We start from the raw sequence: 25,217 nt of genomic DNA, 5'->3' as shown, positions 1-25,217 counted from the left end.
TAAACTTGGTTAGGATACTGAAGAAACGGCGGCCAGGCGCCGCGCACCGATGATATTTGAGAGTATCATCCCTCTTTTTTATACGTCGTCTTCACCCGAATGTGACAGTGCGGCGCAGCTCGGCCACAAGGACGCATGAGACGATGAACCCGATTTTTACTCCCTACCTGCAACGCTGGCAACTGGAACAGGACGGCAAAGCCTTCGAAACCCACAGCAGTCTGCTGATGCCGGTGCGTTACCGGGGCGAGGCCGCCATGCTGAAGATCGCCCGCGAGCAGGAGGAGCGCTTCGGCGGCCAGCTCATGTGCTGGTGGCGCGGGGAAGGCGCCGCGCTGGTGCTGGCGTGGCACGACGACGGCATTCTGCTGGAGCGCGCGCAGGGCGAAGGTTCGTTGGCGCAGTTGGTGCGTGATGGCGACGATGAGCAGGCCACGCAGATCCTGTGTCGGGCGATCGCCGCCTTGCATGCGCCGCGAGAGGCACCGCTGCCCGAATTGATCCCGCTGCAGGAGTGGTTCAGCTCGCTGTGGCCGGCGGCGCAGGCGCACGGCGGCATGCTGCGCCTCAGCGCCACAACGGCGGCGGAATTGCTGAGCAGCCCGCGAGAAGAAAGCGTGCTGCACGGCGACATCCACCATGACAATGTGCTCGACTTCGGCGAACGCGGCTGGCTGGCGATCGACCCCAAGCGTTTGTACGGCGAACGGGGCTTCGATTACGCCAATATCTTCTGCAATCCCAACTACGGTATCGCCACCGATCCGGCCATTTTCCAGCGCCGCGTGGAACAGGTGTGCCGGTTGGCCGGGTTGGAGCGCCGGCGCTTGTTGCAATGGATCCTGGCCTGGTCGGGGCTCTCCGCCGCTTGGTTCATGGAAGACGGGCAGGCGGCGGATATCGACTTCCGCGTGGCCGAACTGGCGGCGCGCGCGTTGGATATCCCGTTGCCGGACGGCGATTCAGGGTTCATCCTGCCAGTAATCGAGCGAGGTTGAAGGGCGCTGCAGGTAGCGCACCTGCTCGCCGTCTGCGCTGCGCGCCATCGCCTGGTATTTGCCGGAATCCGGGTACATCACCAGCTCCGGCTGTTCGCGCGTGCTGACGGACAGGTACTTCAGCGGCGCATCGGAAGTGTTGATGATCTGGTGCGGGTATTCCGGGCCCGGCGGAATGAAAATGACATCCCCGCTGACGATCGGCAGCATTTCTCCAGCCACCCGCAGCGTACCGCTGCCTTCCAGAATGATGAACATTTCTTCCTGAGCGTAGTGAAAATGGTAGGGGCAGGAACGCATGCCCGGCGCCACGCAATCGAAAGAGGCGCCCAGTTTGTCGGCGGCGGTGCCGGTGCCGAGACGGGCGCCGACGCTGTCATACAGCGGCGGCCGCCGGTCATGTTTCATCTCTACCTGTTCGACATTGCGTATCAGGCGCTGAGCTAACAGCGCGGCTTTCTCAGTCATAAGCTTCCTTGGTGACGGTGTCACTTATTAGGTGAATTGACAGTCAGACGACAGAGAAAGTGAAGGCGCCACGGCGTCGCTTGTCAATGTAGACCGCCCGTTACGCCTCGGAGGTTCGCCGCGGCAGCGACAGCAGCAGATGGGCGATGGCGCCGCCGACAATCCCCCAGAAGGCAGAACCGATGCCGAGCAGCGTGACGCCAGAGGCGGTGATGAGGAAGGCGATCAGCGCCGCGTCGCGCTGTTTTTCATCATGCAGCGCGCGTTGCAGGCTGCCGCCAATGGTGCCGAGCAACGCCAGCCCGGCAATGGTGTGGATCAAGGCGACCGGCAACGCGCTGAATAGCAGGCCGATGGCGCCGCCGAACAGACCGGCCAGCAGATAGAAGCCGCCGGCGGCCACCGCGCCCATATAGCGCCGCTGCGGATCGGGATGCACATCCGGCCCCATGCAGATGGCGGCGGTAATGGCCGCGATGCACACCGAGAAACCGCCGAATGGCGCCAGCAGCAGCGCGGTCAGCGCCGTCCAGGCGATCAGCGGTGAGGTGGGGACGCGGTAGCCCGCCGCCTGCAGCGTAGCGATCCCGGGGGCGTTCTGTGAAGCCATGGTCACCACGAAGAAGGGCACGCCGATGCCGAGCAGCGTCGGCCAGCTGAAATGCGGCGCGATAAATTCCGGCACGGCGAACGCCGGCGTCTGTTGCGCCAGCTGGATATCGCCCTGCAGCGCGGCGATCGCCAACCCAATCGCCAGCGTCAATACGATGGCGTAGCGCGGCAGGAAACGGCGGCTGAGCAGATAGGCCAGCCCCATGCCGGCGCTGAGGGGAAAATTGAGCTGCAGCGAAGCGAAGGCGTCCAGCCCGAAACGCAGCAGGATCCCCGCCAGCATCGCCGCAGAAATCGCCTGTGGAATATAGTCCATCAGGCGGGCAAACAGCCCGGTGACGCCGCAGAGCAGGATCAGACCGGAGGCGAAGATAAACACGCCGATCGCCTCGTTGATCGGCGTGCCGGGCAGGCTGGTGACCAGCAGCGCCGCGCCGGGCGTCGACCAGGCGGTGAGGATCGGCGTGCGATAGTAAAGCGACAGCCCGAGGGAGGTGACGCCCATTGCGATCCCCAGTGCGCTCAGCCAGCCGCCGATCTGCGCCGGCGTGGCGCCCGCGGCGGCGGCGGCCTGGAAAATGATGGCGGCAGAGCTGGTATAACCGACCAGAACGGCGACAAAACCGGCCATGACGGCAGGCAGGGTCAGATGACGCAGGGTGACGGCAGGGCGCATGGGCAGCTCCAATCGGTGGTTGTGCGTTATAACGCACAGCGAGAAATCAGCATAGCATCGTGCGTTATAGCGCACAAGCGGGTATAATCGGGCACGATACGCAGAGGAGAACAGGATGCAGGAACTTGCCGGCCATTTGGCGCACACCCTGCGCACGTTGCGCGCACAGCGCGGTTGGAGCCTGACGCAGGCGGCGGAATACACCGGCGTCAGCAAGGCGATGCTCGGGCAGATTGAACGCGGCGAGTCCAGCCCGACGGTGGCGACGCTGTGGAAGATCGCCACCGGTTTCAACGTGGCGTTTTCCGCCTTCCTTGAGGCCTCGCCCGCGCAGCAGCAGGCGACGCTGCATCGCTACGGCGAGCTGCCGGTGTACGATCAGGACAATGCCGATATGCGCGTGGTGCCGCTGTTTCCCTACGATCGCCAACTGGGTTTCGACATGTTCGTCATCGATCTCGCGCCGGGTGCGCTCAGCGAATCGTCGCCGCATGAGCCGGGCGTGATCGAGCATGTGATCGTGATCAGCGGCCGGTTGGAATTGGCGATAAACGGCGAGTGGCACCGCCTGGCGGCCGGCGAGGCGATGCGCTTTCAGGCCGATCGGCCGCATGCCTACCGCAACGCCGGTTCACAAACGGTGCGTATCCACGATCTGATCCACTATCCTCAATCCTGAATCAACGCGGCGGCCGTGGGCTTTGACTCCGCGCCGCCAAACGCCTACCTTGTTGAAAATGACTCTTATTTCACAGGTTGTCGCCCATGACGGGGCGGCGTTGCAGCCGACTCAAAAGGAGCTTGATTTTGCCGGTCACCAATCGACGTCAGTTTATTAAACTCAGTGCACAAACCGCAGGAGCCGTATTCGCGATGACTTCATTACCCAACAGTATCCGCCTGGCGATGGCGGCGGAGGGCGGCGCGGCCGCCGGCGATGAATTCCTGTGGCTGGAAGAGCTGCAGGGTAAAAAAGCGCTGCAATGGGTGCAGCAGGAAAATCAGCGCACCGTGGCGCGTTTCGGCCAGGGCGAAGACTTTCAGCGCATTGAGCGCGAAGTTCTGGATATCCTCAATAAAGACACCCAGATCCCGTGGGTGAGTAAACGCGGCGAGTACTATTACAACTTCTGGCAGGATCAGGCCAACCCGCGCGGCCTGCTGCGGCGCACCACGCTGGACGAGTACCGCAAGGCCAAACCGGCCTGGGAGACGGTGCTGGATATCGATGCGTTGGGCAAGGCGGAAGGCAAGGATTGGGTCTATCAAGGCTCGCAACCGCTGGCGCCGGAATACCGTTATTGCCTGATGCAGCTGTCGCCGGACGGCGGTGACGCCACCGAAATCCGTGAATTCGATCTGGTGGCCAAACGCTTTGTCAAAGACGGTTTCAACGTGCCGGTGGCGAAAAGCCGGGTTTCCTGGGTCGATCGGGACACGCTGTTCATCGCCACCGATTTCGGCCCCGGTTCGATGACCCAGTCAGGCTACGCGCGCATCGCCAAACGCTGGCTGCGCGGCACGCCGCTGAGCGCCGCCGAAACGCTGTACGAAGCGCAGCCGGAAGATATGGCGGTCTTCGCCTATCACGATCGCACGCCGGGTTTTGAGCGTGATTTCGTCGGCCGCAGCCTGGACTTCTATCGCCGTGACTATTTCTTGCTGGCTCAGGATGGCCGGCAGAAAAAAATCGACATCCCGGCCGACGCCGAGCTGGATACGCATCGGGAATGGCTGCTGATCAAACCGAGCAGCGACTGGGAAGTGGGCGGCAAGCGCTATCCGTCCGGCGCGCTGCTGGCGGCCAACTTCGATGACTATCTGGCGGGCAAGCGCGAGCTGCAGCTGCTGTTTACCCCAACGGCGGAGCAGGCGCTGAGCGGCTACAGCGGCACCCGCGATCACCTGATCCTCAGCATCATGGATAACGTGGTCAACCGGCTGGAAGTGCTGACGCCGCAGGGCGGCAGCTGGCAACGTCGCCCGCTGGGCAACCCCGACGCCATCAGCACCCTTTCCGCCGGCGGCATCGACGAAGAGAGCAACGCCTATTTCCTGACCGTCAGCGGGTTCCTGCAGCCGACCTCGCTGTACATGGGCAATCTCGACGGCGGTGAGGCGACGCTGTTGAAACAGGCGCCGCAGGACTTTGACGCCGCCGGCTATCAGGTCAGCCAGCATTTCGCGCGCTCCAAGGACGGCACCCGCGTGCCGTATTTCCAGATCGCCGCCAAAGATCTCAAAGCGGACGGCAGCACGCCGACGCTGCTGTATGGCTACGGCGGGTTTGAAGTGCCGCTGTTGCCGGGCTATCTCGGCGGCAAGGCGCCGGCCTGGCTGGAACGCGGTGGAGTATACGTGGTGGCCAACATTCGCGGCGGCGGCGAATACGGTCCGGCCTGGCATCAGGCGGCGCTCAAGCAAAACCGCCATCGCGCCTACGAGGATTTCGCCGCCGTGGCCGAAGATCTTATCGCACGCAAGGTGACCTCGGCGCCGCATCTTGGCGCGCGCGGCGGCAGCAATGGCGGCCTGCTGGTGGGCAATATGCTGACGCTGTATCCGCAGCTGTTCGGCTGCATCGTCTGCGAAGTGCCGCTGCTGGACATGCAGCGCTATACCCAGCTTTCCGCCGGCGCGTCGTGGATCGCCGAATACGGTGACCCGAGCAAGCCGGAGGAATGGGCCTACATCAAGACCTTCTCGCCATACCACAACATTCAGGCGCAGACGGCCTACCCGCCGGTGCTGTTCTATACCGCGACCAGCGACGATCGGGTCAACCCGGCCCACGCCCGCAAAATGGCGGCGCGCATGCAGGCGATGGGGTATCAGCAGGCCTATTTCTATGAAAATACCGAAGGCGGGCACAGCGCCGCCGCCGACAAGCAACAGGCGGCGTTCCACAGCGCGCTGGTAAGCGAATTCATGTGGGCCAACCTGAGCGGCAAACCCAAGTCAGCGTAAGCCTTTTTCTTGCGGCATAAAAAAACACCGGGGCGTTAACCCCGGTGTTTTTATTTACGCTCAATCCGCCGGCGGTCAGCGAGCCGCAGTGGCTTCCTGCGCTTGCTGATTGGCGTCTTCGGTGGTGTCCAGCGTCATGCGGTACAGCTTCGGCGCGGTCAGCATCATCAGGATAGCGATGACGGCGGTGACGATGCCGATCTGCATAAACACATGGCTGTAGATGGCCAGCGAAGCGTGCGCGTCGTTGATGTCGCTTGGCACGGCGGTCAGACCGGCAACCTTACCGGCGATCAGCGCGGCGGCGGCGGTAGTCAGGAACCAGGAGCCCATGATGAAGCCCATCAGACGCTGTGGCACCAGCTGCGCTACCATCGCCAGGCCCAGGCCGGAAATCATCAGCTCGCCGATGCTCTGCAGCGCGTAGCTCAGGATCAGCCAGTTGACCGACACGATGCCCTGTTCGTTGGCGAAGCTGGCACCCCATGGCAGCACCAGGAAGGCGCAGGAGCAGAGGATCATGCCGAAAGCGAACTTGTGCGGCATCGGCAGGCGATCGCCCATTTTGTTATACAGCGCGGCCAGAATCGGGCTGGCGAGCATGATCCAGAACGGGTTCAGCGCCTGATACTGCTCCGGCTCGAAGGCGACGCCGAAGATGCTGTGTTCCACGTTATGGATGGCGAAGAAGTTCAGCGAGGTTGGCATCTGGCTGTACAGCACGAAGAACACCACCGCTTCCAGCATCAGCAGGAAGGCGACGATCATCTTGCGGCGTGCAGCGCCGTGCAGGGCGAAGGTTTCCTTGGCGAACACCAGAACGATGCCGGCGGAAACGAGGGCCAACGCCCAGCGCGCGATCACCTGGTTGTGCAGCAGCCAGCTGGACACGGCGATCAACGCCACGATGCCGACCAGCACCATCAGCAGCTTCGGCAGATGCAGCGGCTTGAAGTCAGGTCTGGAGCCGTTTTCCTTCACCCACTTGTGGCACATCATAAAGTTGACCAGGGTGATCAGCATGCCGACCACGCTCAGGGAGAACGCCACGCTCCAGCCGTATTTCGCCGCCAGCCACGGGGTGGCCAGCATGGAGAAGAAGGAACCGATGTTCACCGACATGTAGTACATGGTGAAAGCGCCGTCGATGCGCGGATCATCTTTCTCATAGCAGGTGGACAGCAGGGAGGACGGGTTAGCCTTGAACAGGCCGCTGCCCACGGCGATGGTCGCCATGCCCATGTAGACCCAGAAGATGTCGTGGCCGGAGTAGGCCACCATGGCGTAACCGGCGGCCAGCACCAGCGCGCCGAGCACGATCACGCGTTTGGCGCCCAGCACCTTGTCGCCCAGCCAGCCACCGATGGCGACGAAGCCGTATACCAGGGCGCTGAAGGAAGAGAACAGGGTGATGGAATCGGCTTCGCTCATGCCGAGCATCTTGACCAGATAAACCGCCATGATGCCCTGCAGGCCGTAATAGCCGAAACGCTCCCACAGTTCGATCGAGAAGATCAGGTAGAACGCTTTCGGTTGTTTGAACGCGTTAAGGCTAACGCTCTCCGGGTGTTGGTTGTTTGCTGTTGACACTGGTACCTCTGTTTTTTCGCAGCCCGTCTTTGGAGGACGGGAAAGTACAAAAGTTGATGCGGAACGGCATCCTTTTGCGTTGTTATAGGATGGGGACGGCGGTTAATGTTCACTATCTTTGTCAACGTGGCAAGCAGTTTGTCATATTCGGTTACATTTAACGCTCGCAGGATTATGCTGCGATGTTGCAAATGTTATGCAGTATTAACTTTCGGGTTTTAATGGTTTGCCGATTTTTTGTTTTGATTAAAAGCTATACGCATTTTAAACAGGGATATATTCTGCTGAATTGCTATTTTTTAGCGCATCAGTGTATGTGTGGTTGTTAATCCATTGGAATGTTGTGCATATGCAGCGTTTTGTAAAATTATAGAAATTTAGGAAAACGGGACTGGCATTTGTGAACGCCTTGTGATCCTGAAAGCGTGACGTTCACCGCAATTTTTGACTAATTTTTCGCTTGAAAATAACGCGGCACTGAGTTTTTCACTGAAAACCGTGATAACGCCGGGGTTACTGCTGCGCGATATCACATTTCCGATAAAAAAGAGGCGCTGGCGGGGGGAGTGGCGGCGACGGGGGCGGTTTGCCGCCCCGTCAGACTCAGGATTCTGGATAAACCTTCTCTTTATACTCGCACAGGTCTTCGATGATGCAGGAGCCACAGCGCGGTTTGCGCGCGATGCAGGTGTAGCGCCCGTGTAGGATCAGCCAGTGATGGCAATCGACCTTGAATTCGGCGGGCACCACCTTCAGCAGCTTCTCTTCCACCTGATCGACGTTCTTGCCCGGCGCGAAGTGGGTGCGGTTGCACACCCGGAAGATATGGGTGTCCACGGCGATGGTCGCCCAGCCGAAGGCGGTATTGAGCACCACGTTGGCGGTCTTGCGGCCGACGCCCGGCAGCGCTTCCAGCGCGGCGCGATCTTCCGGCACTTCGCCGCCGTGCAGCTCCAGCAGCATACGGCAGGTTTTGATCACGTTTTCGGCCTTGCTGTTGAACAGGCCGATGGTCTTGATGTACTCCTTGACGCCATCAACCCCCAGCGCCAGCATGGCGGCGGGGGTGTTGGCGACCGGGTAAAGCCTGGCGGTCGCCTTGTTGACGCTCACGTCGGTGGCCTGCGCGGACAGCAGCACTGCAATCAGCAGTTCAAACGGCGTGGTGTACACCAGCTCGGTGGTCGGGTGCGGGTTGTTGTCGCGCAGCCGGGTCAAAATTTCCAGTCGCTTCTGCTTGTTCATCAGGCCTTCTCAGCACGTCCTTGTTCCAGCAGCGGTTCCGCCGCCACGGCGCGAGCTTTGCGCGCCTTCATTTTTTCGTCGATCAGATATTTGACCGCCAGCAGCAGCCCCAGGCCGATAAAGGCGCCCGGCGGCAGCATGGCCAGCAGGAATGGGCTGTCGAAATGCACCACTTCGATGCGCAGCGATTTGGCCCAGCCGCCCAGCAGTTGGTCGGCGCCGTCGAACAGCGTGCCGTTGCCCAACAGTTCGCGCATCGAGCCCAGCGTCACCATCACGCCGGTGGCGCCGAGGCCGATCGCCATGCCGTCCAGCGCCGAGAGGCCGACCGGCTTCTTGGCGGCCACCGCTTCGGCGCGGCCGACCACGATGCAGTTGGTTACGATCAATGGAATAAAGATGCCGAGCGACTGATACAGGCCGAAGGCATAGGCGTTGATCAGCATCTGCACGATGCTCACCACCGCGGCGATGATCATCACGTAGATTGGAATACGCACTTCGCTCGGCACCCAGCGGCGCACCGCGGAGATGGAGGCGTTGGTCAGCGTCAGCACCAGCGTGGTGGCCAGCCCCAGGCCGAGCGCGTTGGTGACGGTGGAGGTCACCGCCAGCAACGGACACATGCCCAGCAGCTGCACCAGGGCGGAGTTGTTTTTCCACAACCCCTGGACGATCAATTCTTTGGCTTCACTCATTCGGCGGCTCCACACGCAGGTAAGCTTTCAAGTTTAGGCGGCAGCGTTTCCATATACAACGCCGTGCGGCGCACCGCATTGACCACCGCCCGCGGGGTGATGGTCGCGCCGGTGAATTGGTCGAACATGCCGCCGTCTTTCTTCACCGCCCAGCGCTTATCGTCCGGGCCTTCGATTTTCTTGCCGCTGAAGAAGGAAATCCAGTCGGAAATGCGCAGTTCAATTTTGTCACCCAGCCCAGGCGTTTCGTGGTGTTCAATCACCCGGGTGCCGAGCACCGTGCCGTTGAAATCGGCGCCGACCAGCAGCTTAATGGCGCCGGAGTAACCGTCCGGCGCGGTGGTTTCCAGCGCGGCGGCAGTCGGCTGCCCGTTTTTGCGCGCCAGGTACAAGCGGTGCGGCGCACCGTCGCCCAAGGCCGGATCGCTGACCAGCAGGCATTCGTTCTGCATGATGTTGTCGTAGTTTTCCGGCGGCACCACCTGATCGAGCAGCGCTTTTTGCTGCAGCGCCGCCTGATGGGCGATGGTGGTTTTCGTCAGGGCGTAAACCACGGCGGTCAGGCCGGTGGTGACCGCCGCAAACACCGCCAGCGTGGTGCCGTGCTTTCTCATGGAATTCAGCATGGCGGCTCCTTAGCGATGGCCGTACACGCGCGGCTGCGTGTAGTGGTCGATTAACGGGACGGTGATGTTGGCGAGCAGCACGGCGAAGGCCACACCATCAGGGTAGCCGCCATAGACGCGGATCAGCCAGACCAGCACGCCGATCAGCGCGCCGTAGATTAAGCGGCCCTTCGGCGTGGTGGAGGCGCTGACCGGATCGGTGGCGATAAAGAACGCACCCAGCATGCTGGCGCCGGAGAACAAGTGGATCAGCGGCGAAGCCTGATGCGCCGGATCGATCCACCAGGCCAGACCGGAACAGAAGGCGATGGCAGCCAACATGCTGAAAGGGATTTGCCAATGGATCAGGCGGCGCGCCAGCATAAACAGGCCGCCGGCCAGGAAACCGAGGTTGACCCACTGCCAGCCGATACCGGCCAGCGCGCCGCCGAACAGCGGCTGCTGCAACACCTGTTCCACGCTGTGTCCGCTGCGCAGGCCGGTTTTGAAGCCGTCGAGCGGCGTGGCCTGGCTGATGCCGTCCACGCCCATTTGCAGTTCGTGCAGCGTCGCGCCCTGTGCGGTATGGCCGCTGAAAATCGCCAGCAGCGTGTCGTGGAGCGACAGCGCGGTGGCGCGCAGTTCATCCGGCGGCAGCCAGCTGGTCATCTGCACCGGGAAGGAGATGAGCAGCACTACGTAACCGACCATCGCCGGGTTGAACGGGTTCTGCCCGAGGCCGCCATACAGCTGTTTGGCGATAACGATGGCGAAGAAGGTGCCGATGACGATCATCCACCACGGCGCCAGCGGCGGCAGGCTGATGCCGAGCAGCAGCGCGGTCAGCAGGGCGGAGTTATCCGCCAGCCGGCTGCGCACCGGCAGCTTGCGCAGCCTGAGGATCGCGCCTTCTGCAGCCAGCGCGACGATCGCCGCCAGCGCCACCTGAATCAGCACGCCGTAGCCGAAAAACCAAATCTGCGCCGCAATGCCGGGAATGCACGCCAACATGACCCACAGCATAATGCGGCTGGTGCTTTGCTGGTTGTGGGTGAAAGGCGAGCTGGCGATGTGTAAGCCTTTGGCGGCTGTGGGTGATACCGGCCTGAACTTCATAGAGTAACGATACCTTCTGCGCCGCGCCTGCGGCAGTTTCGATGCGCCATACTGCGGGCGCGGCAAAAATGATAGCCGAGCATTCTACCTGATTCGATGCGAGGGTAATACGCCTTAATGATAGGGGTATTCGGCTTTCCGCACATCTGGCGATCGGGGTGGCGCGATTTGATTTTTTTTGGGCCGGGAAATGGGCTAACGTGAGGAATTGTCAGTGGAACTTGTGCCGCCATCGACCGCGGGAAATGGGGTAAACGTCTGAATGAGATATCATTTCTCTCCAGATTTCCGCACAAAATAACAACTTTCACATAATCCGTGTAGGTTACTATCGCGAACATTATTGAGTCAGTGAACCCATAATAATGACAAATGAAGACATTTTTTTTATTGAAGAGCTAATTGAGTGGGTGGAGATACATCTGGAGAAACGGCCAAACCTGGATGAAGTCGCGCGTATTTCGGGCTATTCCAAGTGGCACCTGCAGCGTAAATTCAAGCGTATTACCGGCATTCAACTCGCCACCTATATCCGTTCGCGCATCCTGACGCGCGCCGCGGTGGCGTTGCGCATTACTCGTCGCTCCATCATCGACATCTCCGATGAGCTGGGCTTCGACTCTCAGCAGACCTTTACCCGCATGTTCAAGCAGCGCTTCGGCACCACCCCCAATCGCTACCGCTCGATGGAGCACTGGGACGTGAAAAACCTGATGCCGCGCTTTAACTTCGAAGCCAGCTATGGCGCCGGTTATTACCCGGAAGTGAAGCGGCTGACGCTGCCCGACATGCAGCTGGTCGGCTTCACGCGCCGGCTGGATTTCGCCTCCGAACAGGAGCTGGAGTACTCTTCCTGCATGGCGATGAAGGACGAGATTTTCAACGACTTCTTCAAGGGGCTGCACGTTGACTGTCGGCGGATTTACAGCATCTACTCCCCTCATGCCGGGGAGGGCGACGAGCTCTCATCCACGCTGGTGATGGCGGTCGATCCTGAACACAGAAAGGATATTCTTTCCAACCATCAGATAGACACCTTCCATTTGCCGAGCCGCGAGTTTATCTCTATCAACCATAAGGGGTCGGCGAAAGAGTGTTTGCAGTTTTTCGGCTACCTGATGTCGCATGTGATGCCGGGGTTGAAGGATGAAGTGCGCGGCAGTATGGAAATGGAGATCATTCAAACCAAAGAGTGGAATCCGGAATCCAAACTGCGCCAGATTGAAGTGGATTACACCTACCTGATCTCTATCGATTAAACGGCGCCCGGCGTCAGCCAGGCGCCGCTGTCATCATTTGTCTTCCGTTTCCGCCGCCAGCGATTCCCTGGCGGCTTTTTTGGCTTTGGCGCGGGCGATAGCCGCCGCGACCGCCGCCTTGCGCGGATCTTCTTCGGCTGCAACCGGCGCCGGTTCCGCCGGTGCAGAGGCATCCGTCTGTTGCGCCGCTTTCTTGGCTTTGGCGCGGGCGATAGCCGCCGCGACCGCCGCCTTGCGCGGATCTTCTTCGGCTGCAGCCGGCGCCGGTTCCGCCGGTGCAGAGGCATCCGCCTGTTGCGCGGCTTTCTTGGCTTTGGCGCGGGCGATAGCCGCCGCAACCGCCGCCTTGCGCGGATCTTCTTCGGCTGCAGCCGGCGTCGGTTCCGCCGGTGCAGAGGCATCCGTCTGTTGCGCGGCTTTCTTGGCTTTTACGCGCGCCAGTGCCGCCGCGACCGCCGCCTTGCGCGGATCCTCTTCGGCTGGAGCCGGCGCCGGTTCCGCTGGAGCAGGGGCATCCGCCTGCTGCTCTGCCTTTTTGGCCTTCACGCGCGCCAGGGCGGCCGCAACGGCCGTTTTGCGCGGATCGTCCTCTGTTGCCGCCGGGGCGGAGCTGTCTGCGGCCGGCGCCTCTTTGCGCGCTTTCACGCGGGCCAGCGCCGCGGCCACGGCGGCTTTACGCGCGTCGTCGCCCGCGGTCGCCGGTGGCGCTTCCGTTTCCACCTCGGCAGCCAGCTGGGCACGACGTTCGCGCGCCTGCGCTTTACGCGCTTCGCGGGCGGCGATCATCTCGCTGTTGTCCGGCTGCTGGCCGTTGACCGGCGTAACCGCCGCTTCGGCATTCTTGCTGCGCACGCGCGCCAGCGCGGCCTGCACTGCGCCCTGATCGTCGTCGGTCAGTTTGACGGCGGCCTTTTTATGTCGCTCTTCACGCGCCAGTTTTTCACGCTCCAGACGCGCCAGTTTGGCCTCGTAACGCGCCTTGGCCTCGGCGGTGCGCGCCGCTTCCAGATCGATAGCCTTGATTTCGGCCTTTTCCTGCCGGTAGTACTGTACCAGCGGGATATTGCTGGGGCAGACGAACGCGCAGGCGCCGCATTCGATGCAGTCGAACAGGTTATGGTTGCGCGCCTTGTCGTGCTCCTGTCCACGGCTGAACCAGTACAGCTGTTGTGGCAGCAGCCCGGCAGGGCAAGCGTCTACGCACAGGCCGCAGCGGATGCAGGACTGCTCCGGTTCCTGCGGCGTCATTTCATCCACCGTCGGCGCCAGAATGCAGTTGCTGATCTTGACGATCGGCACGTTCAGCGCGGGCAGGGTGAAGCCCATCAGCGGGCCGCCCATGACCACCATCTGCTGCGCCTGCGGGCGGAAACCGACGACGTCGAGCAGGTGCTGCACCGGCGTGCCGATGCGAGCCCACAGATTGCCGGGGCGCTCAATCGCCTCGCCGGTCAGGGTCACTACGCGCTCAATCAGCGGTTCGCCGTCGACGATCGCTCGCTTGATGGCGAAGGCGGTGCCGACGTTTTGCATCAATACGCCGATAGCGGAGGAGTGCTTGCCGTGCGGCACTTCCTTGCCGGTCAAAATTTTGGTCAGCTGCTTGGCGCCGCCGGACGGGTATTTGGTCGGGATGACGCGCAGCGCAATGCCGGACTGGCCGCGCAACGCCAGTTTCAGCGCCGCGATTGCCTCCGGCTTGTTGTCTTCGATGCCGATCAGCGTGACCTTGGGCTGCAGAATGTGTTGCAGGATCTGCGTGCCTTCAATGATCTGATCGGCATGTTCCTGCATCAGGCGATCGTCGGCGGTGATGTAAGGCTCGCACTCGGCGGCGTTGAGGATCAGCGTTTCCACGCCGCTCATGCCGCCTTGCAGTTTGCTGGCGGTCGGGAAACCGGCGCCGCCCAGGCCGGCGATGCCGGCCTGATGAATACGTTGAATCAGTTCCGTGGCGGGCGATTGGCGATAGTCCGCCACCGGATCGCGCTCGCACCAGCGGTCTTCCCCGTCTGCCTCGATAATCACGCACAGCTCCGTCAGCCCGGACGGGTGAGCGGTGATGTGCGGGGTAATGGCGCTGACGGTGCCCGAGGTCGGGGCATGCACCGGCACGGTGCGGCCGCGGCCGACGGTCAGAGGTTGGCCTTTCAACACCCGATCGCCGGCGCTGACGCACAGCTCGCCTTCCGGCCCCAAATGCTGCTGCAGCGGAATGATAAAGGTCTTGGGCAGGGGCGCGACACGCAGCGGCGCACCGCTGGACTGCGTTTTCATTTCCGGTGGATGGATCCCGCCGTCGAAATCCCAGATCCGGTCTTTTTTAAAGGCGGCGAACAGATTAAGCATGTTGCTCCACGTGGATCACTTGCACCGGGATCGTCTTCATGTCCCACTTCCAGTTGGCGGTGGTGGTAGCGACCGGTCTCATTTCAATACAGTCGGTAGGGCAAGGGGCGACGCACAGATCGCAGCCGGTACAGAGGTCGGTGATGACGGTGTGCATGGCGCGGGTGGCGCCGACGATGGCGTCCACCGGGCAGGCCTGAATGCACTTGGTGCAGCCGATGCAGTTGGCCTCGTCGATATAGGCCACTTTACGCTCCGGCTCGGCGGCGGCTTCGCTGCCCAGCGGCTGCGGCTCTACGTTGAGCAGCTCCGCCAGTTTCAGCATCACCTGTTCGCCGCCCGGCGCGCATTTGTTGATCATCTCGCCGTTGGCTACCGCCTCGGCATAGGGGCGACAGCCGGGGTAGCCGCACTGCCCGCACTGGCTCTGCGGCAGGATCGCGTCGACCTGCTCGGCGACCGGATCCTCTTCCACCTCAAAACGGCGCGCGGCGTAGCCCAGCACCAGTCCGAACAGCAGCCCGAGCGCGCTCAAAGCCGCGATAGCTATCCACAACGCAGTCATTAGAATTTCACCAGCCCGGTAAAGCCCATAAAGGCCAGCGACATCAGCCCGGCGGTGATCAGCGCGATCGAGGAGCCGCGGAACGGCGCCGGCACGTCGGCGACCGCCAGACGTTCGCGAATGGCGGCGAACAGCACCATCACCAGCGAGAAACCGGCGGCGGCGCTGAAGCCGTAAACGGCGGACTGCAGGAAGTTATAGCCGAGGTTGACGTTAAGCAACGCTACGCCCAGCACCGCACAGTTGGTGGTGATCAGCGGCAGGAAGATGCCCAGCAGGCGGTAGAGCGCCGGGCTGGTCTTGCGCACCACCATCTCGGTGAACTGAACGACGACGGCGATCACCAGAATGAAGGAGAGCGTGCGCAGATACACCAGATCCAGCGGAACCAGAATAAAGGTGTTGATCACCCAGGCGCTGACGGAGGCCAGCGTCATGACGAAGGTGGTGGCCATTCCCATGCCGATGGCGCTTTCCAGCTTCTTGGAAACGCCGAGGAACGGGCACAGGCCAAGAAACTTCACCAGAACGAAGTTGTTCACCAGTACGGTGCCGACAAACAGGAGCAGGTATTCGGTCATTGCGATGCCTAAAAAAATAAAAGCCGCCTATTATCGGGAATCGGCGGCCGGACGACAACATATGAATCGCAGGGGTATTGCCTTTTTTGGCGAAAATTTACACAAAAAACCCGATAAAACGTGCTGCAATCGCCATTAACGTTCGGTAAAGGTGCCTTTGACCCGCTGCGAGCGCTTGATATAAGGCACCAGCAGCGCCGCCATCAGCAGCGGCCAGCCGAGGCTGCGCACCGCCACTTCATCCGGTACCGGCGCAAAGGCGAAGGCTTTCACCGCCAGGATCACCGTGATCAGCAGCCATAACAAGAACAGTTTGGGGAAGCGCTGCGAGCGCTGGCAAAACAGAAACACCAGCCACAGGGTGAAGCCCCACATCAAAAGCGTGGTCAGCACCGAAAAGTACCATTGCAGGGTAAACGCCTGGGCGTTGGTCAACAGATAATCGCGCGACTCGGGCATGAAGATCGCCATGGCGTACAGGAGCAGCATCAGGCTGGCGCTGAGCAGGGTGACGATCAGATAGGCCAGCGGGGCCAGCAACCAACCGCCGATACGAGTGTATTCAGCTTGAGACATAAAGGCTTCCTGATTGAAACGGGGATCACAGGCGGCATAGCTTAGCGGGTAATATAGGCTTCGTCATCTCTATCAAGCGGATAGCTCGGCATCGCGACGCCGGGCCGCACGTTTGGCTACTCCGGCCTCGCTTCGAATTAACATCTCATTTACTTCTTGTTCCATCCGGCCGCATGGTGTCAAATCGAAAGGGTCTGTCGTGAGCCAGCAAGAGGAAATCCCATGGCTGAGAAAATTCGTGTCGGGCTGGTCGGTTACGGCTACGCCGGCAAAACCTTTCATGCGCCGCTGATTGCTGGTACGCCGGGGCTGGAGTTGGCCGCCGTCTCCAGCAGCGATGCCGGCAAAGTGCACGCCGACTGGCCGTCGATGACGGTGGTGGGGGATGCGCAAGCGCTGTTCGCCGATCCGGCCCTCGATCTGATCGTCATTCCTACCCCCAACGATACCCATTTCCCGCTGGCGCAGCAGGCGTTGGCCGCCGGCAAGCACGTGGTGGTGGATAAACCGTTTACCGTGACGTTGTCACAAGCGCAGGCGCTGCAACAGCAGGCGCAGCAGAGCGGTTTACTGCTGTCGGTGTTCCACAACCGCCGCTGGGACAGCGATTTCCTTACCCTTAAAGCGCTGTTAAAGGACGGTTCGCTGGGCGAGGTGGTGTATTTCGAGTCGCATTTCGATCGCTACCGGCCGCAGGTGCGCCAGCGCTGGCGTGAACAAGGCGGCGTCGGCAGCGGCATCTGGTTCGATTTGGGGCCGCATCTGCTCGATCAGGCGCTGCAACTCTTCGGCAAACCCGAACGGCTGTTTGTCGATCTGGGTGAGCTGCGGCCGGGAGCGCAGGCGGTGGACTATTTCCACGCGCTGCTGAGCTATGGCGATCGCCGTGTGGTGCTGCACGCCAGCATGCTGGCGGCGGCAGAGAGCCCGCGCTACGTGGTGCACGGCACCCGCGGCAGCTATGTCAAATACGGCCTCGATCCGCAGGAAGACCGACTGAAGGCCGGCGAGCGTCTGCCGCAGGCCGATTGGGGCTATGACATGCGCGAGGGTATAGTGACGCTGTCACGTGACGATCTGCTGGCGGAGCAACCGCTGCTCAACATTCCCGGCAATTACCCGGCTTATTACGCGGCGGTGCGCGACGCGATCGCCGGTACAGGCGAAAACCCGGTGCCGGCCGCCGACGCCATCGCGGTGATGGCATTGATCGAACTGGGGCTGGAATCGGCCCGGCTGCAGCAGGCGCTGCCGGTGGTTTGATACTGCCCATTTCTCTGTGCCCGGCGAAGCGTCGGGCCTTTTTACGACTTTACGTGCAAGGAAATTCGTTTCATGTCCTGGTTGCAGCGTTTGCGCATTGATAAATTTTTGCTGGTTCTGATTTTGGTGGTGATCGTCGCCTCGCTGTTCCCCTGCGAAGGCATCTGGAAAACCTTCTTTGAACACCTGACCACCGCGGCCATCGCGCTGCTGTTCTTTATGCACGGCGCCAAGCTGTCGCGCGAGGCGATCATCGCCGGCATGAGTCACTGGAAGCTGCATCTGCTGGTGTTCCTCAGCACCTTTGCGCTGTTCCCGCTGCTCGGGCTGGCGATGAACCTGCTGGTGCCGGGCATCATGACGCCGACGGTCTATCTCGGCTTCCTCTATCTGTGCGCGCTGCCGGCCACGGTGCAGTCGGCCATCGCTTTTACCTCGGCGGCAGGCGGCAACGTGGCGGCGGCGATCTGCAGCGCCTCGGCGTCGAGCATTCTTGGCGTGTTCCTGTCGCCGCTGCTGGTGGGGGCGTTGATGCATACTCAGGGCGGCAATACCGACGTGCTGCACGCCATCGGTTCAATCATTTTGCAATTGATGGTGCCGTTCGTGATCGGTCACCTGGCGCGGCCATTGATCGGCAAGTGGATCGACCGTCATCGCAAGCTGATCAACCTGACCGACCGTTCGTCGATCCTGCTGGTGGTGTATACCGCGTTCAGCGCGGCGGTGGTGGAAGGGATTTGGCACCGCATCGACGGTTGGTCGCTGCTGACCATCCTGGTGATGTCGCTGGTGCTGCTGACGGTGGTGCTGGTGATCAACACCTACGCGGCGCGCTGGCTGGGCTTCAACACCGCCGATGAGATCACCATCGTCTTCTGCGGTTCGAAAAAGAGCCTGGCGAACGGCATTCCTATGGCCAACGTGCTGTTCCCGGCCGCGGCGGTGGGCGCCATGGTGCTGCCGCTGATGATTTTCCACCAGGTTCAACTGATGGTGTGCGCGGTGCTGGCGCAGCGCTATGCGCGTAAAACCGCCAAACAGCGGGCCGAGGCGGAGGCGCTGGTGGCCAAATAGGCCGCAGGCCGCTAACGGTGGCTCAGCGCGTCGAGCAGAAAGTCGGCGCGTTCGTCCGGTGAGGCGCGCGGCAGTTCTTGCAGCTGATAGCCATAGCGGCGATAGACGGCCACCATTGCCCGGTAGGTCAGCTCGGCTTCGGCGAAAGATTGTTTTCTCTCGCTGTCCTGCGCGTAGATCGCTTGCCACGGCGGGGCGATGAACACCCTTTCGGCATAGCGAAAGGCGCCGATCGCCGCCGTCAAATGCGCGGGGATCGGCAGTCTGCACAGCGTGAGATACCCGGCGATATCCGGCAGCCCGCGATCGAAGAACCAGCATGTTTCCCCCGTCGCTTCGCGCCATGAGCGCAGTTCCCAATCGAGCATCCGCTCGGCGAAGGCCTGGCGATCGCCCCACGGCAGCGCATGGCCGCCGGTACTCACCTGATCCTGAATAATCGCCCGGCCCGCCTCCAAGGAGTGCGGGTAACCACGGCGATGAAGAACGTCGATGAGCGTGCTTTTGCCCGAACCCGGGCCGCCGGTCAGCACGATGCGGCGTAGTTTGTCAGACATGCGGAATTCCTCTCTTGCAACAGAGTGATGGGGTGAAAACAGCGATAAAGACGCGCAGGCGGAAGAAAACGGGGGGATGAGAAGAAGGCGCCGTTTGGCGCCTTGGGAGATTAGCCTTGAACTTTGGCGCGCAGCGCCTGTTTTTCCTGCTCGCTGAGGAAAGCCAGCTTCAGGCCGTTTTCCTGCGCGGTGCGGATTTCTGCCGGCGTCAGCCCGGCCTGCGGCGCGGCGACGCGGTATTCATGCTCGATCTCGATGCCCTGAACCGCCGGATCGTCGGTGTTGATCGACGCCAGCACGCCATGGCGCAGGAAGGTGGCCAGCGGATGCTGCGCCAGTGACGGCACGGTGCTGGTCTGGATGTTGGAGGTCAGGCAGGATTCGATGCCGATGCCGTGTTCCGCCAGGAAGTCCATCAGCGCCGGATCTTCGACCGCTTTCACCCCGTGGCCGATACGTTCGGCGCCCAGCTCGCGGATCGCCTGCCAGATGCTTTCCGGGCCGGCGGCTTCGCCCGCGTGCACGGTGATGCGCAGGCCGGCGTCGCGGGCGCGGTTGAAGTGGCTGAGGAACAGGCTGCCGGGGAAGCCCAGCTCATCGCCCGCCAAATCCAGCGCGGTAATGCCGTCGCGGTGCGCCAGCAATCCTTCCAGTTCCTGCAGACAGGCGGCCTCGCCGAAGGTGCGGCTCATGATGCCGATCAGGCGAATGTCGATATCGCGATCGCGGCAGCCCGAACGGATCCCGTCGATCACCGCTTCCACCACGCCGGCGACCGGCAGTTGATGTTTCATCGCCATGTAGTAAGGGGAGAAACGCAGCTCGGCATAGTGCAGGCCGGCGTTGGCGGCATCCTCGACGTTTTCGTAAGCCACCCGGCGGCAGGCGTCCAGATCGCCCAGCACCGCCACGCCCCAGTCCAGTTTCTGCAGGAAGCTGACCAGATCCGGTTCGGTGTGGGTGATCTGCACGTGCGGGCGCAGGCTCTCCAAATCGTTGGCCGGCAGGGTGAGGTTGAACTGGCGACCGAGGTCGAGAATGGTCTGCGCGCGGATGTTGCCGTCGAGATGGCGGTGAATGTCGGTAAGCGGTAGGCGGGGATCGATCATGCTGGGCACTCGCTAATTTATCGTAGGTAAAGTGCAGAACAGTATAAAAACAAATGAATGAAACTTGCCATCTCGTTGCATAAAAAAGTGACTTGCATCACAAATAATGCGAGGTGTATCGCATTATCGTCGTGAATCAGGCTTTCAACACGCTGACGCCCGCCTGCTGCAACGGCGCGATCAGCGCGTCATCGGTAGCCCGCTCAACGATGACGGTGTGCGCCAGCGTAATATCGCCGATCGCATACTGCGAGGCGGCGTTAAGCTTGGCGGCGGAAGCCAGCACCACGGTTTCCGCCGCGCGGGCCGCCAGCGCGCGTTTGATGTAGGCCTCCTCCAGATCGCCGGTGCTCAGCCCCGCGGTGGGGTGCACGCCGGTCACGCCCATGAAATAAATATCGGCGCGGATATGCGACATCGCTTCTACGGCGGCGGCGCCGACGCTGACGATCGAATGCTTATACAGTCGGCCGCCGATCAGGATCACCTCGACGGTGGGGTGATCGACCAACCCCACGGCGACGCTGGGGCTGTGGGTGACGATGGTGGCGTTGAGGTTGGCCGGCAGTTGCCTGACCAGCTCTGCGGAGGTGGTGCCGCCGTCGATGATCACCACCTGGCCGGGGGCGATCAGCGCCGCCGCCGCTTTGGCGATCGCGCGTTTGGCGCCGGATTCCAAGTGATTGCGTTCGGCGAAGCTGGCGATGGCGGAAGAAACCGGCAGGGCGCCGCCGTGCACCCGTTGCAGCAACCCCTCGGCGTCCAGTTCACGCAGATCGCGCCGGACCGTATCTTCCGACAGCCCGAACATCTCGCTGAGCTGTTTGGCCAAGACCTGACCATCCTGGGCCAGTTTTTCCAAAATGATCTTCTTGCGTTGGCTGGTCAACATGGCCATTTCCTCTCAAATTTCTTATGCACGAAATATCTTGATCATACACGAAACTGCACGATAGTATCAATTTCCTTCCTCTGGCGGAGTAAACCGATGATAGCCACCAAAGACAGGGTTCGCATTGTCGAAACCCGGGTGTTGTCCGATGACTGGTACCTGCTGAAAAAAACCACCTTTGATTTTCTGCGGCGCGACGGCGTCTGGCAACGGCAAAGCCGTGAGACTTACGATCGCGGTGACGGCGCGGTGATTTTGCTGTTCAACCGGCAGGCGCAAACGGTGATCCTGACGCGCCAGTTCCGCTTTCCGGTGTTCGTCAATGGTCATGACGGCATGCTGATTGAGGCCGCCGCCGGGCTGTTGGACGACGCGTCGCCGGAGGCGCGCATCCGCGCCGAAGTTGAAGAGGAAACCGGCTATTTCGTGCAGAACGTGGAGAAAGTGTTTGAGGCGTACATGAGCCCTGGCTCGGTCACCGAAAAGCTGCACTTTTTCGTCGGTGAATATCAGGCGAGCGATCGCCTCAACGAGGGCGGCGGGCTGGCGGCGGAGGGGGAAGATTTGGAGGTGATCGAGCTGCCGCTGGCGCAGGCCCTGCAGGCGGTTCGTCAGGGTACGATCGTTGACGCCAAAACCATCATGCTGTTGCAGTTTGTCGCCTTGAATCGGACGTTGGAGGAACAACGATGAAAGCACAACAAATCTTGATCGCCGGCCCCTATCGCAGCGGCACCGATGGCGATCCGCAGCGTATCGCCGCCAATCTGGCGCGCCTGGAACAGGCGGCGCTGGCGGTTTACCAGCGGGGGCACGTGCCGGTGATCGGCGAGTGGCTGGCGCTGCCTTTGGCGGCCGCGGCCGGTTCCACTCAGGTTGGCGATGCGGTCAGCGAGGCGTTTCTTTACCCGGTGGCTCACCGACTGATTGCGCAGTGTCAGGCGGTGTATCGCATCGAAGGGGTGTCTGCGGGGGCCGATAACGACGTGCGGTTGGCTAGCGAATGGGGATTGGCGGTCTATCGTCATCTGGAGGAAATCCCGTTTGTTCAGACGTAACGGAGGGGCGGGCAGAGGCTCGCCCCCTCGCGCTATTGCTCGTCCAGCACAAACCTCAATCCGGCGATCAGCTTGTCCATGCCGGCTTCCAGCTTGCTGCGCGGGCAGCCGACGTTGAGGCGCAGGAACCCGCGGCCTTCTTCGCCGTAGGTAAAGCCCGGCATGATCGCCACCTTTTCACGCTCGATCAGCACCTGCTGCAGCGCCCGATCGTCCACGGCCAGCGGCCGCAGATCGATCCAGGCCAGGTAGGTGGCCTGCGGCGGGTGCCAGCCCAGCGCGGGAAACGCCTGCTCCAGCCGCTCGGCGACGTAGGTCAGATTATCCTGCAGATAGTCGCGCAGGGCGTCCAGCCAGGGTGCGCCGTGGCGATAGGCGGCCACGTGCGCCGCCACCGCCAGCACCGCCGGCGAGGAGAGGCCGTCGCGGGCTTTTAGCTGCTGGAAATAGGTTTCGCGGCTGGCGTCGTCGCTGATAAAGCCGTAGGCGCCGGTCAGTGCCGGAATGTTAAAACTCTTGGAGCCGGAGGTCAGCAAGGCCCAGGCGCCGGTCGCCACCTGGCTCCACGGTGTATGGCGGTGTTCACCCCATGCCATATCCATGTGGATTTCGTCGCTGATGACGCGCACGTCGTGGCGCTCGCACAGTTCGGCCATCTGCTGCAGCTCGTCGCGGCGCCACACCTTGCCGGTGGGGTTGTGCGGGCTGCACAGCAGCAGGATCTTGGTTTGCGGCCGCGCCAGCAACGCCTCAAGGTGCGCCATGTCGCAGCGCCAGTCGTCGCCGGCCTTGTGCAGTGGGCAGGCCAACAGCTGGCGTTGGTTGGCGAGGATCACCTTGTAGAAGGCGTCGTAAGCCGGGGTATGGGTCACCACATAGTCGCCCGGTACGGACCATTGGCGGATCAGCTGCGCCGCCATGTAGATAACGGAAGGGCCGTACACCGCCGTTGCGGTGTCGATGGCGACGTTGAAACGTTGCTGATACCAGTGGCGCAGCGCGCCGAGAAAATCTTCGTGCTGCCAGCGGCTGTAGCCCAGCACGCCGTGCTGCAGGCGCTGTTGCAGCGCCTCGAGAATGCACGGCGCGGTGGCGAAATCCATATCGGAGATGGTGAACGGCAGCAGGTCGTCGCTGCCGAAACGATCGGCGATATAGTCCCACTGGGTGCACCAGGTGCCGTGGCGGTCGATCGGGGTGGAGAAATCAAACATGGGTGGCTCCCTGCAGCGCCGCGGCAGGTTGCGCCGTGGCTATCAGTGAGTCTAATTCATCTTTCACCGATTGCACCTGCGGGCCGATCACCACCTGCAGATTGTGGTCGTTGAGATGCACTACGCCGATGGCGCGATTGGCTTTCAGCGCTGCGTCGTCCACCCCGCTCATGTCGTTGACCGACAGGCGCAGGCGGGTGATGCAGTTGTCCAGCGTGATAATGTTGCCCGGGCCGCCGAGGGCCGCCAGAATCGCCGGCACGTTGTAGCCGGATTTGCCCACCGCGCCGCTCGGCGCGCTTTGGCTGACGGCGCTGTCGCTCTCACGGCCCGGCGTTTTAATGTTAAAGCGCTGGATGGCGAAGCGGAAAATGGCGTAATAACCGACGAACCAAACGGCGGCCACCACCGGCACCAGATACCACTTGGTGGCGGTGCCGTGCAGAATGCCGAACACCACGAAGTCGATGATATTGCCGTCGGTGTTGCCGATGGTCACGCCCAGCAGCGCCATCACGGTAAAGCCCAACCCGGTGAGCAGCGCGTGGATCAGATACAGGAACGGCGCGACGAACAGGAACAGGAACTCGATCGGCTCGGTGGTGCCGCCAACCACGCAGGCCACCACGCCGGAAATCAACAGCCCTTTGATTTTATGGCGGTTCTCCGGTTTGGCGCAGTGGTACATCGCCAGCGCCGCGCCCGGCAGCCCCCCGAGGAACGCCGGCATTTTACCCTGCGACAGGAAGCGGGTGGCGCTCTCGGCGAAGCCGGTGGTGGTCGGACAGGAGAGCTGCGCCTGGAAGATGGTCAGGGCGCCGCTGACGCTGTGGCCGCACACCTCTATCGTGCCGCCTGCCTCGGTAAAGCGGATCAGCGCCACCAGAATGTGCTGCAGGCCGAACGGCAGCAGCAAGCGTTCGCCGGTGCCGAACAGCATTGGGCCAAAGGCGCCGGCGCTGTTGATCACCCAACCCAGCCCGGTGATGCCGGCGGCGAACCACGGCCAGATCAGCGGGATCACCAGGCCGCACAGGCCCAGCACCACGGTGGTCACGATCGGCACGAAGCGCGTGCCGCCGAAGAACGCCAGCGCGTCCGGCAGGCGGATGGTGTGGAAGCGTTCATGCAGGCGATAGACGATGATGCCGACGATCACCGCGCCGAGGATGCCGGTATCGATCGACTGAATGCCGAGGATGTTCTGGATATTGTTGGCTTTCAGCACCAACGGATCGCTGGTGGGCAGCACGCCGGCGGCGGTCAGGTAGAAGTTGGTGCCCAGATTCAGCACGGCGAAGCCGACGAAACCGGAGAAGGCGGCGACGCCTTTGTTTTCGCGCGCCATGCCCAGCGGAATGGCGATGGCGAACATCACCGGCAGGAAGCTGAAGGCGAAGGAGCCTACCTTGCTCATCCAGGTAAAGATCAGCTGGAAGATCGGGTGGCCGATAAACGGCATCAGGGTGATCACGTCGCGGCTGCTCAGCGAGCTGCCGATCCCCAGCATGATGCCGCAGAAAGAGAGCAAGGCGACGGGCAACATGAACGTTTTGCCCAGGCTCTGGAAGAACTCCCAGAGGGTGATTTTGGGTTTGTTGGCTGCTGACATAACCGACTTCTCCTGGCGAAAAGACGAGCAAAAAGGGGACTTCTGATTAGGTAAAAAGAAGATAAAACGTTTTACCTAGCAAAAATGCGCCGCCAATCACAAATCTGCCGCCCGGTTTTTGGCGACAATG

The 25,217-nt window shown here is 61.7% G+C and carries 24 protein-coding genes; 8 read left to right on the top strand and 16 right to left on the bottom strand.

What is annotated here, in order from left to right:
* The first annotated feature begins 152 nt into the window (after window positions 1-152).
* Entirely contained in the window at window positions 153-998 is an 846-nt protein-coding gene (locus tag ACMGGK_RS12270; RefSeq protein WP_370446670.1) for an aminoglycoside phosphotransferase family protein, read from the top strand.
* Here ACMGGK_RS12270 and ACMGGK_RS12265 read toward each other — a convergent pair.
* Window positions 963-1,466: a cupin domain-containing protein gene (locus ACMGGK_RS12265; RefSeq protein WP_004938395.1), complete on the bottom strand. Its 504-nt coding sequence runs from the start codon at window positions 1,464-1,466 to the stop codon at window positions 963-965. The genes ACMGGK_RS12270 and ACMGGK_RS12265 overlap by 36 nt on opposite strands.
* Before the next feature lie 100 nt (window positions 1,467-1,566).
* Window positions 1,567-2,754, bottom strand: coding sequence for a benzoate/H(+) symporter BenE family transporter (locus ACMGGK_RS12260; RefSeq protein WP_049300526.1), 1,188 nt, complete (start codon window positions 2,752-2,754; stop codon window positions 1,567-1,569).
* A gap of 115 nt (window positions 2,755-2,869) precedes the next feature.
* On the opposite strand from ACMGGK_RS12260, the gene ACMGGK_RS12255 reads away from it, so the two are divergent.
* Both ACMGGK_RS12255 and ACMGGK_RS12250 read left to right on the top strand, forming a co-directional pair.
* The gene (locus ACMGGK_RS12255; protein ID WP_049300525.1) at window positions 2,870-3,433 is read left to right on the top strand and encodes a helix-turn-helix domain-containing protein; all 564 of its coding nucleotides are present in this window, start codon (window positions 2,870-2,872) and stop codon (window positions 3,431-3,433) included.
* Window positions 3,434-3,627: 194 nt separating this feature from the next.
* A complete protein-coding gene (locus tag ACMGGK_RS12250) occupies window positions 3,628-5,721 on the top strand; it encodes a prolyl oligopeptidase family serine peptidase (protein WP_143778934.1) in 2,094 nt (697 codons plus the stop codon).
* A gap of 75 nt (window positions 5,722-5,796) precedes the next feature.
* Here ACMGGK_RS12250 and dtpA read toward each other — a convergent pair whose 3' ends face one another.
* From dtpA to rsxD, 5 genes are all read right to left on the bottom strand, one after another.
* A complete protein-coding gene (gene dtpA, locus ACMGGK_RS12245) occupies window positions 5,797-7,311 on the bottom strand; it encodes a dipeptide/tripeptide permease DtpA (RefSeq protein WP_016927896.1) in 1,515 nt (504 codons plus the stop codon).
* Between the two features lie 603 nt (window positions 7,312-7,914).
* Entirely contained in the window at window positions 7,915-8,556 is a 642-nt protein-coding gene (gene nth, locus ACMGGK_RS12240; protein WP_004938407.1) for an endonuclease III, read from the bottom strand.
* Window positions 8,556-9,254, bottom strand: coding sequence for an electron transport complex subunit E (locus ACMGGK_RS12235; protein WP_004938409.1), 699 nt, complete (start codon window positions 9,252-9,254; stop codon window positions 8,556-8,558). Before ACMGGK_RS12235 ends, nth begins: the two co-directional genes overlap by 1 nt.
* Window positions 9,251-9,880, bottom strand: coding sequence for an electron transport complex subunit RsxG (rsxG, locus tag ACMGGK_RS12230; RefSeq protein ID WP_004938412.1), 630 nt, complete (start codon window positions 9,878-9,880; stop codon window positions 9,251-9,253). The genes ACMGGK_RS12235 and rsxG overlap by 4 nt, the downstream gene beginning before the upstream one ends.
* 9 nt (window positions 9,881-9,889) lie before the next feature.
* Window positions 9,890-10,975, bottom strand: coding sequence for an electron transport complex subunit RsxD (gene rsxD / locus ACMGGK_RS12225; protein WP_004938416.1), 1,086 nt, complete (start codon window positions 10,973-10,975; stop codon window positions 9,890-9,892).
* A gap of 365 nt (window positions 10,976-11,340) precedes the next feature.
* Here rsxD and ACMGGK_RS12220 point away from each other — a divergent pair, with 365 nt between their 5' ends.
* The gene (locus ACMGGK_RS12220) at window positions 11,341-12,234 is read left to right on the top strand and encodes a helix-turn-helix domain-containing protein (protein WP_016927894.1); all 894 of its coding nucleotides are present in this window, start codon (window positions 11,341-11,343) and stop codon (window positions 12,232-12,234) included.
* A 33-nt stretch (window positions 12,235-12,267) separates the two neighbouring features.
* Here ACMGGK_RS12220 and rsxC read toward each other — a convergent pair whose 3' ends face one another.
* The 4 genes from rsxC to ACMGGK_RS12200 all read right to left on the bottom strand — a co-directional run bounded on the left by rsxC (window position 12,268) and on the right by ACMGGK_RS12200 (window position 16,305).
* Window positions 12,268-14,583, bottom strand: a complete 2,316-nt coding sequence (gene rsxC / locus ACMGGK_RS12215; protein WP_176063267.1) for an electron transport complex subunit RsxC — start codon at window positions 14,581-14,583, stop codon at window positions 12,268-12,270.
* Window positions 14,576-15,148: an electron transport complex subunit RsxB gene (gene rsxB, locus ACMGGK_RS12210; protein ID WP_004938428.1), complete on the bottom strand. Its 573-nt coding sequence runs from the start codon at window positions 15,146-15,148 to the stop codon at window positions 14,576-14,578. The genes rsxC and rsxB overlap by 8 nt, the downstream gene beginning before the upstream one ends.
* The gene (gene rsxA, locus ACMGGK_RS12205; RefSeq protein ID WP_004938443.1) at window positions 15,148-15,729 is read right to left on the bottom strand and encodes an electron transport complex subunit RsxA; all 582 of its coding nucleotides are present in this window, start codon (window positions 15,727-15,729) and stop codon (window positions 15,148-15,150) included. The genes rsxB and rsxA overlap by 1 nt, the downstream gene beginning before the upstream one ends.
* Before the next feature lie 135 nt (window positions 15,730-15,864).
* Window positions 15,865-16,305, bottom strand: coding sequence for a DUF2569 domain-containing protein (locus ACMGGK_RS12200; RefSeq protein WP_016927891.1), 441 nt, complete (start codon window positions 16,303-16,305; stop codon window positions 15,865-15,867).
* A gap of 222 nt (window positions 16,306-16,527) precedes the next feature.
* On the opposite strand from ACMGGK_RS12200, the gene ACMGGK_RS12195 reads away from it, so the two are divergent.
* Window positions 16,528-17,568, top strand: a complete 1,041-nt coding sequence (locus ACMGGK_RS12195) for an oxidoreductase (protein WP_049298926.1) — start codon at window positions 16,528-16,530, stop codon at window positions 17,566-17,568.
* Window positions 17,569-17,640: 72 nt separating this feature from the next.
* On the top strand, window positions 17,641-18,645 hold the full coding sequence (locus ACMGGK_RS12190; protein ID WP_016927889.1) for a bile acid:sodium symporter family protein: 1,005 nt from the start codon (window positions 17,641-17,643) through the stop codon (window positions 18,643-18,645).
* Window positions 18,646-18,656: 11 nt separating this feature from the next.
* On the opposite strand, the gene ACMGGK_RS12185 is transcribed toward ACMGGK_RS12190, so the two are convergent.
* From ACMGGK_RS12185 to ACMGGK_RS12175, 3 genes are all read right to left on the bottom strand, one after another.
* Window positions 18,657-19,202, bottom strand: coding sequence for an AAA family ATPase (locus ACMGGK_RS12185; RefSeq protein ID WP_016927888.1), 546 nt, complete (start codon window positions 19,200-19,202; stop codon window positions 18,657-18,659).
* A 110-nt stretch (window positions 19,203-19,312) separates the two neighbouring features.
* Window positions 19,313-20,311: an adenosine deaminase gene (gene add / locus ACMGGK_RS12180; RefSeq protein ID WP_176063265.1), complete on the bottom strand. Its 999-nt coding sequence runs from the start codon at window positions 20,309-20,311 to the stop codon at window positions 19,313-19,315.
* 136 nt (window positions 20,312-20,447) lie between these two features.
* Window positions 20,448-21,203 carry a DeoR/GlpR family DNA-binding transcription regulator gene (locus ACMGGK_RS12175; RefSeq protein ID WP_033640472.1) on the bottom strand — a complete coding sequence of 252 codons (756 nt, stop codon included), beginning with the start codon at window positions 21,201-21,203 and terminating at the stop codon, window positions 20,448-20,450.
* A gap of 96 nt (window positions 21,204-21,299) precedes the next feature.
* Between ACMGGK_RS12175 and ACMGGK_RS12170 the strand changes: the two genes are divergently transcribed.
* Both ACMGGK_RS12170 and ACMGGK_RS12165 read left to right on the top strand, forming a co-directional pair.
* Complete coding sequence (locus ACMGGK_RS12170) at window positions 21,300-21,896, top strand: NUDIX domain-containing protein (protein ID WP_016927885.1); 597 nt, start codon at window positions 21,300-21,302, stop codon at window positions 21,894-21,896.
* Complete coding sequence (locus tag ACMGGK_RS12165; protein WP_143778939.1) at window positions 21,893-22,261, top strand: NUDIX hydrolase; 369 nt, start codon at window positions 21,893-21,895, stop codon at window positions 22,259-22,261. Before ACMGGK_RS12170 ends, ACMGGK_RS12165 begins: the two co-directional genes overlap by 4 nt.
* Window positions 22,262-22,293: 32 nt before the next feature.
* Here the strand turns inward: ACMGGK_RS12165 and ACMGGK_RS12160 are convergent, their stop codons facing one another.
* Window positions 22,294-23,475, bottom strand: a complete 1,182-nt coding sequence (locus ACMGGK_RS12160; RefSeq protein WP_049298937.1) for a MalY/PatB family protein — start codon at window positions 23,473-23,475, stop codon at window positions 22,294-22,296.
* Window positions 23,468-25,087 (bottom strand): maltose/glucose-specific PTS transporter subunit IIBC, encoded by a 1,620-nt coding sequence (gene malX, locus ACMGGK_RS12155; RefSeq protein ID WP_420276931.1) that lies wholly within the window; start codon window positions 25,085-25,087, stop codon window positions 23,468-23,470. Before malX ends, ACMGGK_RS12160 begins: the two co-directional genes overlap by 8 nt.
* Between the last annotated feature and the right edge of the window lie 130 nt (window positions 25,088-25,217).

This window comes from Serratia sp. BNK-33-b, assembly GCF_048684565.1.
GTDB lineage: Bacteria > Pseudomonadota > Gammaproteobacteria > Enterobacterales > Enterobacteriaceae > Serratia > Serratia marcescens.
This window is presented reverse-complemented; position numbering and strand designations above follow the sequence as displayed.

What these genes read in the sequence shown, in the direction of transcription:
- rsxC (WP_176063267.1), bottom strand. Translation starts at nt 14,583, where the DNA reads ATGCTTAATCTGTTCGCCGCCTTTAAAAAAGACCGGATCTGGGATTTC.
- ACMGGK_RS12160 (WP_049298937.1), bottom strand. Translation starts at nt 23,475, where the DNA reads ATGTTTGATTTCTCCACCCCGATCGACCGCCACGGCACCTGGTGCACC.
- ACMGGK_RS12235 (WP_004938409.1), bottom strand. Translation starts at nt 9,254, where the DNA reads ATGAGTGAAGCCAAAGAATTGATCGTCCAGGGGTTGTGGAAAAACAAC.
- ACMGGK_RS12250 (WP_143778934.1), top strand. Translation starts at nt 3,628, where the DNA reads ATGACTTCATTACCCAACAGTATCCGCCTGGCGATGGCGGCGGAGGGC.
- rsxB (WP_004938428.1), bottom strand. Translation starts at nt 15,148, where the DNA reads ATGACTGCGTTGTGGATAGCTATCGCGGCTTTGAGCGCGCTCGGGCTG.
- rsxD (WP_004938416.1), bottom strand. Translation starts at nt 10,975, where the DNA reads ATGAAGTTCAGGCCGGTATCACCCACAGCCGCCAAAGGCTTACACATC.
- rsxA (WP_004938443.1), bottom strand. Translation starts at nt 15,729, where the DNA reads ATGACCGAATACCTGCTCCTGTTTGTCGGCACCGTACTGGTGAACAAC.
- ACMGGK_RS12185 (WP_016927888.1), bottom strand. Translation starts at nt 19,202, where the DNA reads ATGTCTGACAAACTACGCCGCATCGTGCTGACCGGCGGCCCGGGTTCG.
- ACMGGK_RS12260 (WP_049300526.1), bottom strand. Translation starts at nt 2,754, where the DNA reads ATGCGCCCTGCCGTCACCCTGCGTCATCTGACCCTGCCTGCCGTCATG.
- ACMGGK_RS12165 (WP_143778939.1), top strand. Translation starts at nt 21,893, where the DNA reads ATGAAAGCACAACAAATCTTGATCGCCGGCCCCTATCGCAGCGGCACC.
- malX (WP_420276931.1), bottom strand. Translation starts at nt 25,087, where the DNA reads ATGTCAGCAGCCAACAAACCCAAAATCACCCTCTGGGAGTTCTTCCAG.
- ACMGGK_RS12170 (WP_016927885.1), top strand. Translation starts at nt 21,300, where the DNA reads ATGATAGCCACCAAAGACAGGGTTCGCATTGTCGAAACCCGGGTGTTG.
- ACMGGK_RS12190 (WP_016927889.1), top strand. Translation starts at nt 17,641, where the DNA reads ATGTCCTGGTTGCAGCGTTTGCGCATTGATAAATTTTTGCTGGTTCTG.
- ACMGGK_RS12255 (WP_049300525.1), top strand. Translation starts at nt 2,870, where the DNA reads ATGCAGGAACTTGCCGGCCATTTGGCGCACACCCTGCGCACGTTGCGC.
- add (WP_176063265.1), bottom strand. Translation starts at nt 20,311, where the DNA reads ATGATCGATCCCCGCCTACCGCTTACCGACATTCACCGCCATCTCGAC.
- ACMGGK_RS12200 (WP_016927891.1), bottom strand. Translation starts at nt 16,305, where the DNA reads ATGTCTCAAGCTGAATACACTCGTATCGGCGGTTGGTTGCTGGCCCCG.
- ACMGGK_RS12265 (WP_004938395.1), bottom strand. Translation starts at nt 1,466, where the DNA reads ATGACTGAGAAAGCCGCGCTGTTAGCTCAGCGCCTGATACGCAATGTC.
- ACMGGK_RS12220 (WP_016927894.1), top strand. Translation starts at nt 11,341, where the DNA reads ATGACAAATGAAGACATTTTTTTTATTGAAGAGCTAATTGAGTGGGTG.
- nth (WP_004938407.1), bottom strand. Translation starts at nt 8,556, where the DNA reads ATGAACAAGCAGAAGCGACTGGAAATTTTGACCCGGCTGCGCGACAAC.
- ACMGGK_RS12195 (WP_049298926.1), top strand. Translation starts at nt 16,528, where the DNA reads ATGGCTGAGAAAATTCGTGTCGGGCTGGTCGGTTACGGCTACGCCGGC.
- rsxG (WP_004938412.1), bottom strand. Translation starts at nt 9,880, where the DNA reads ATGCTGAATTCCATGAGAAAGCACGGCACCACGCTGGCGGTGTTTGCG.
- ACMGGK_RS12175 (WP_033640472.1), bottom strand. Translation starts at nt 21,203, where the DNA reads ATGTTGACCAGCCAACGCAAGAAGATCATTTTGGAAAAACTGGCCCAG.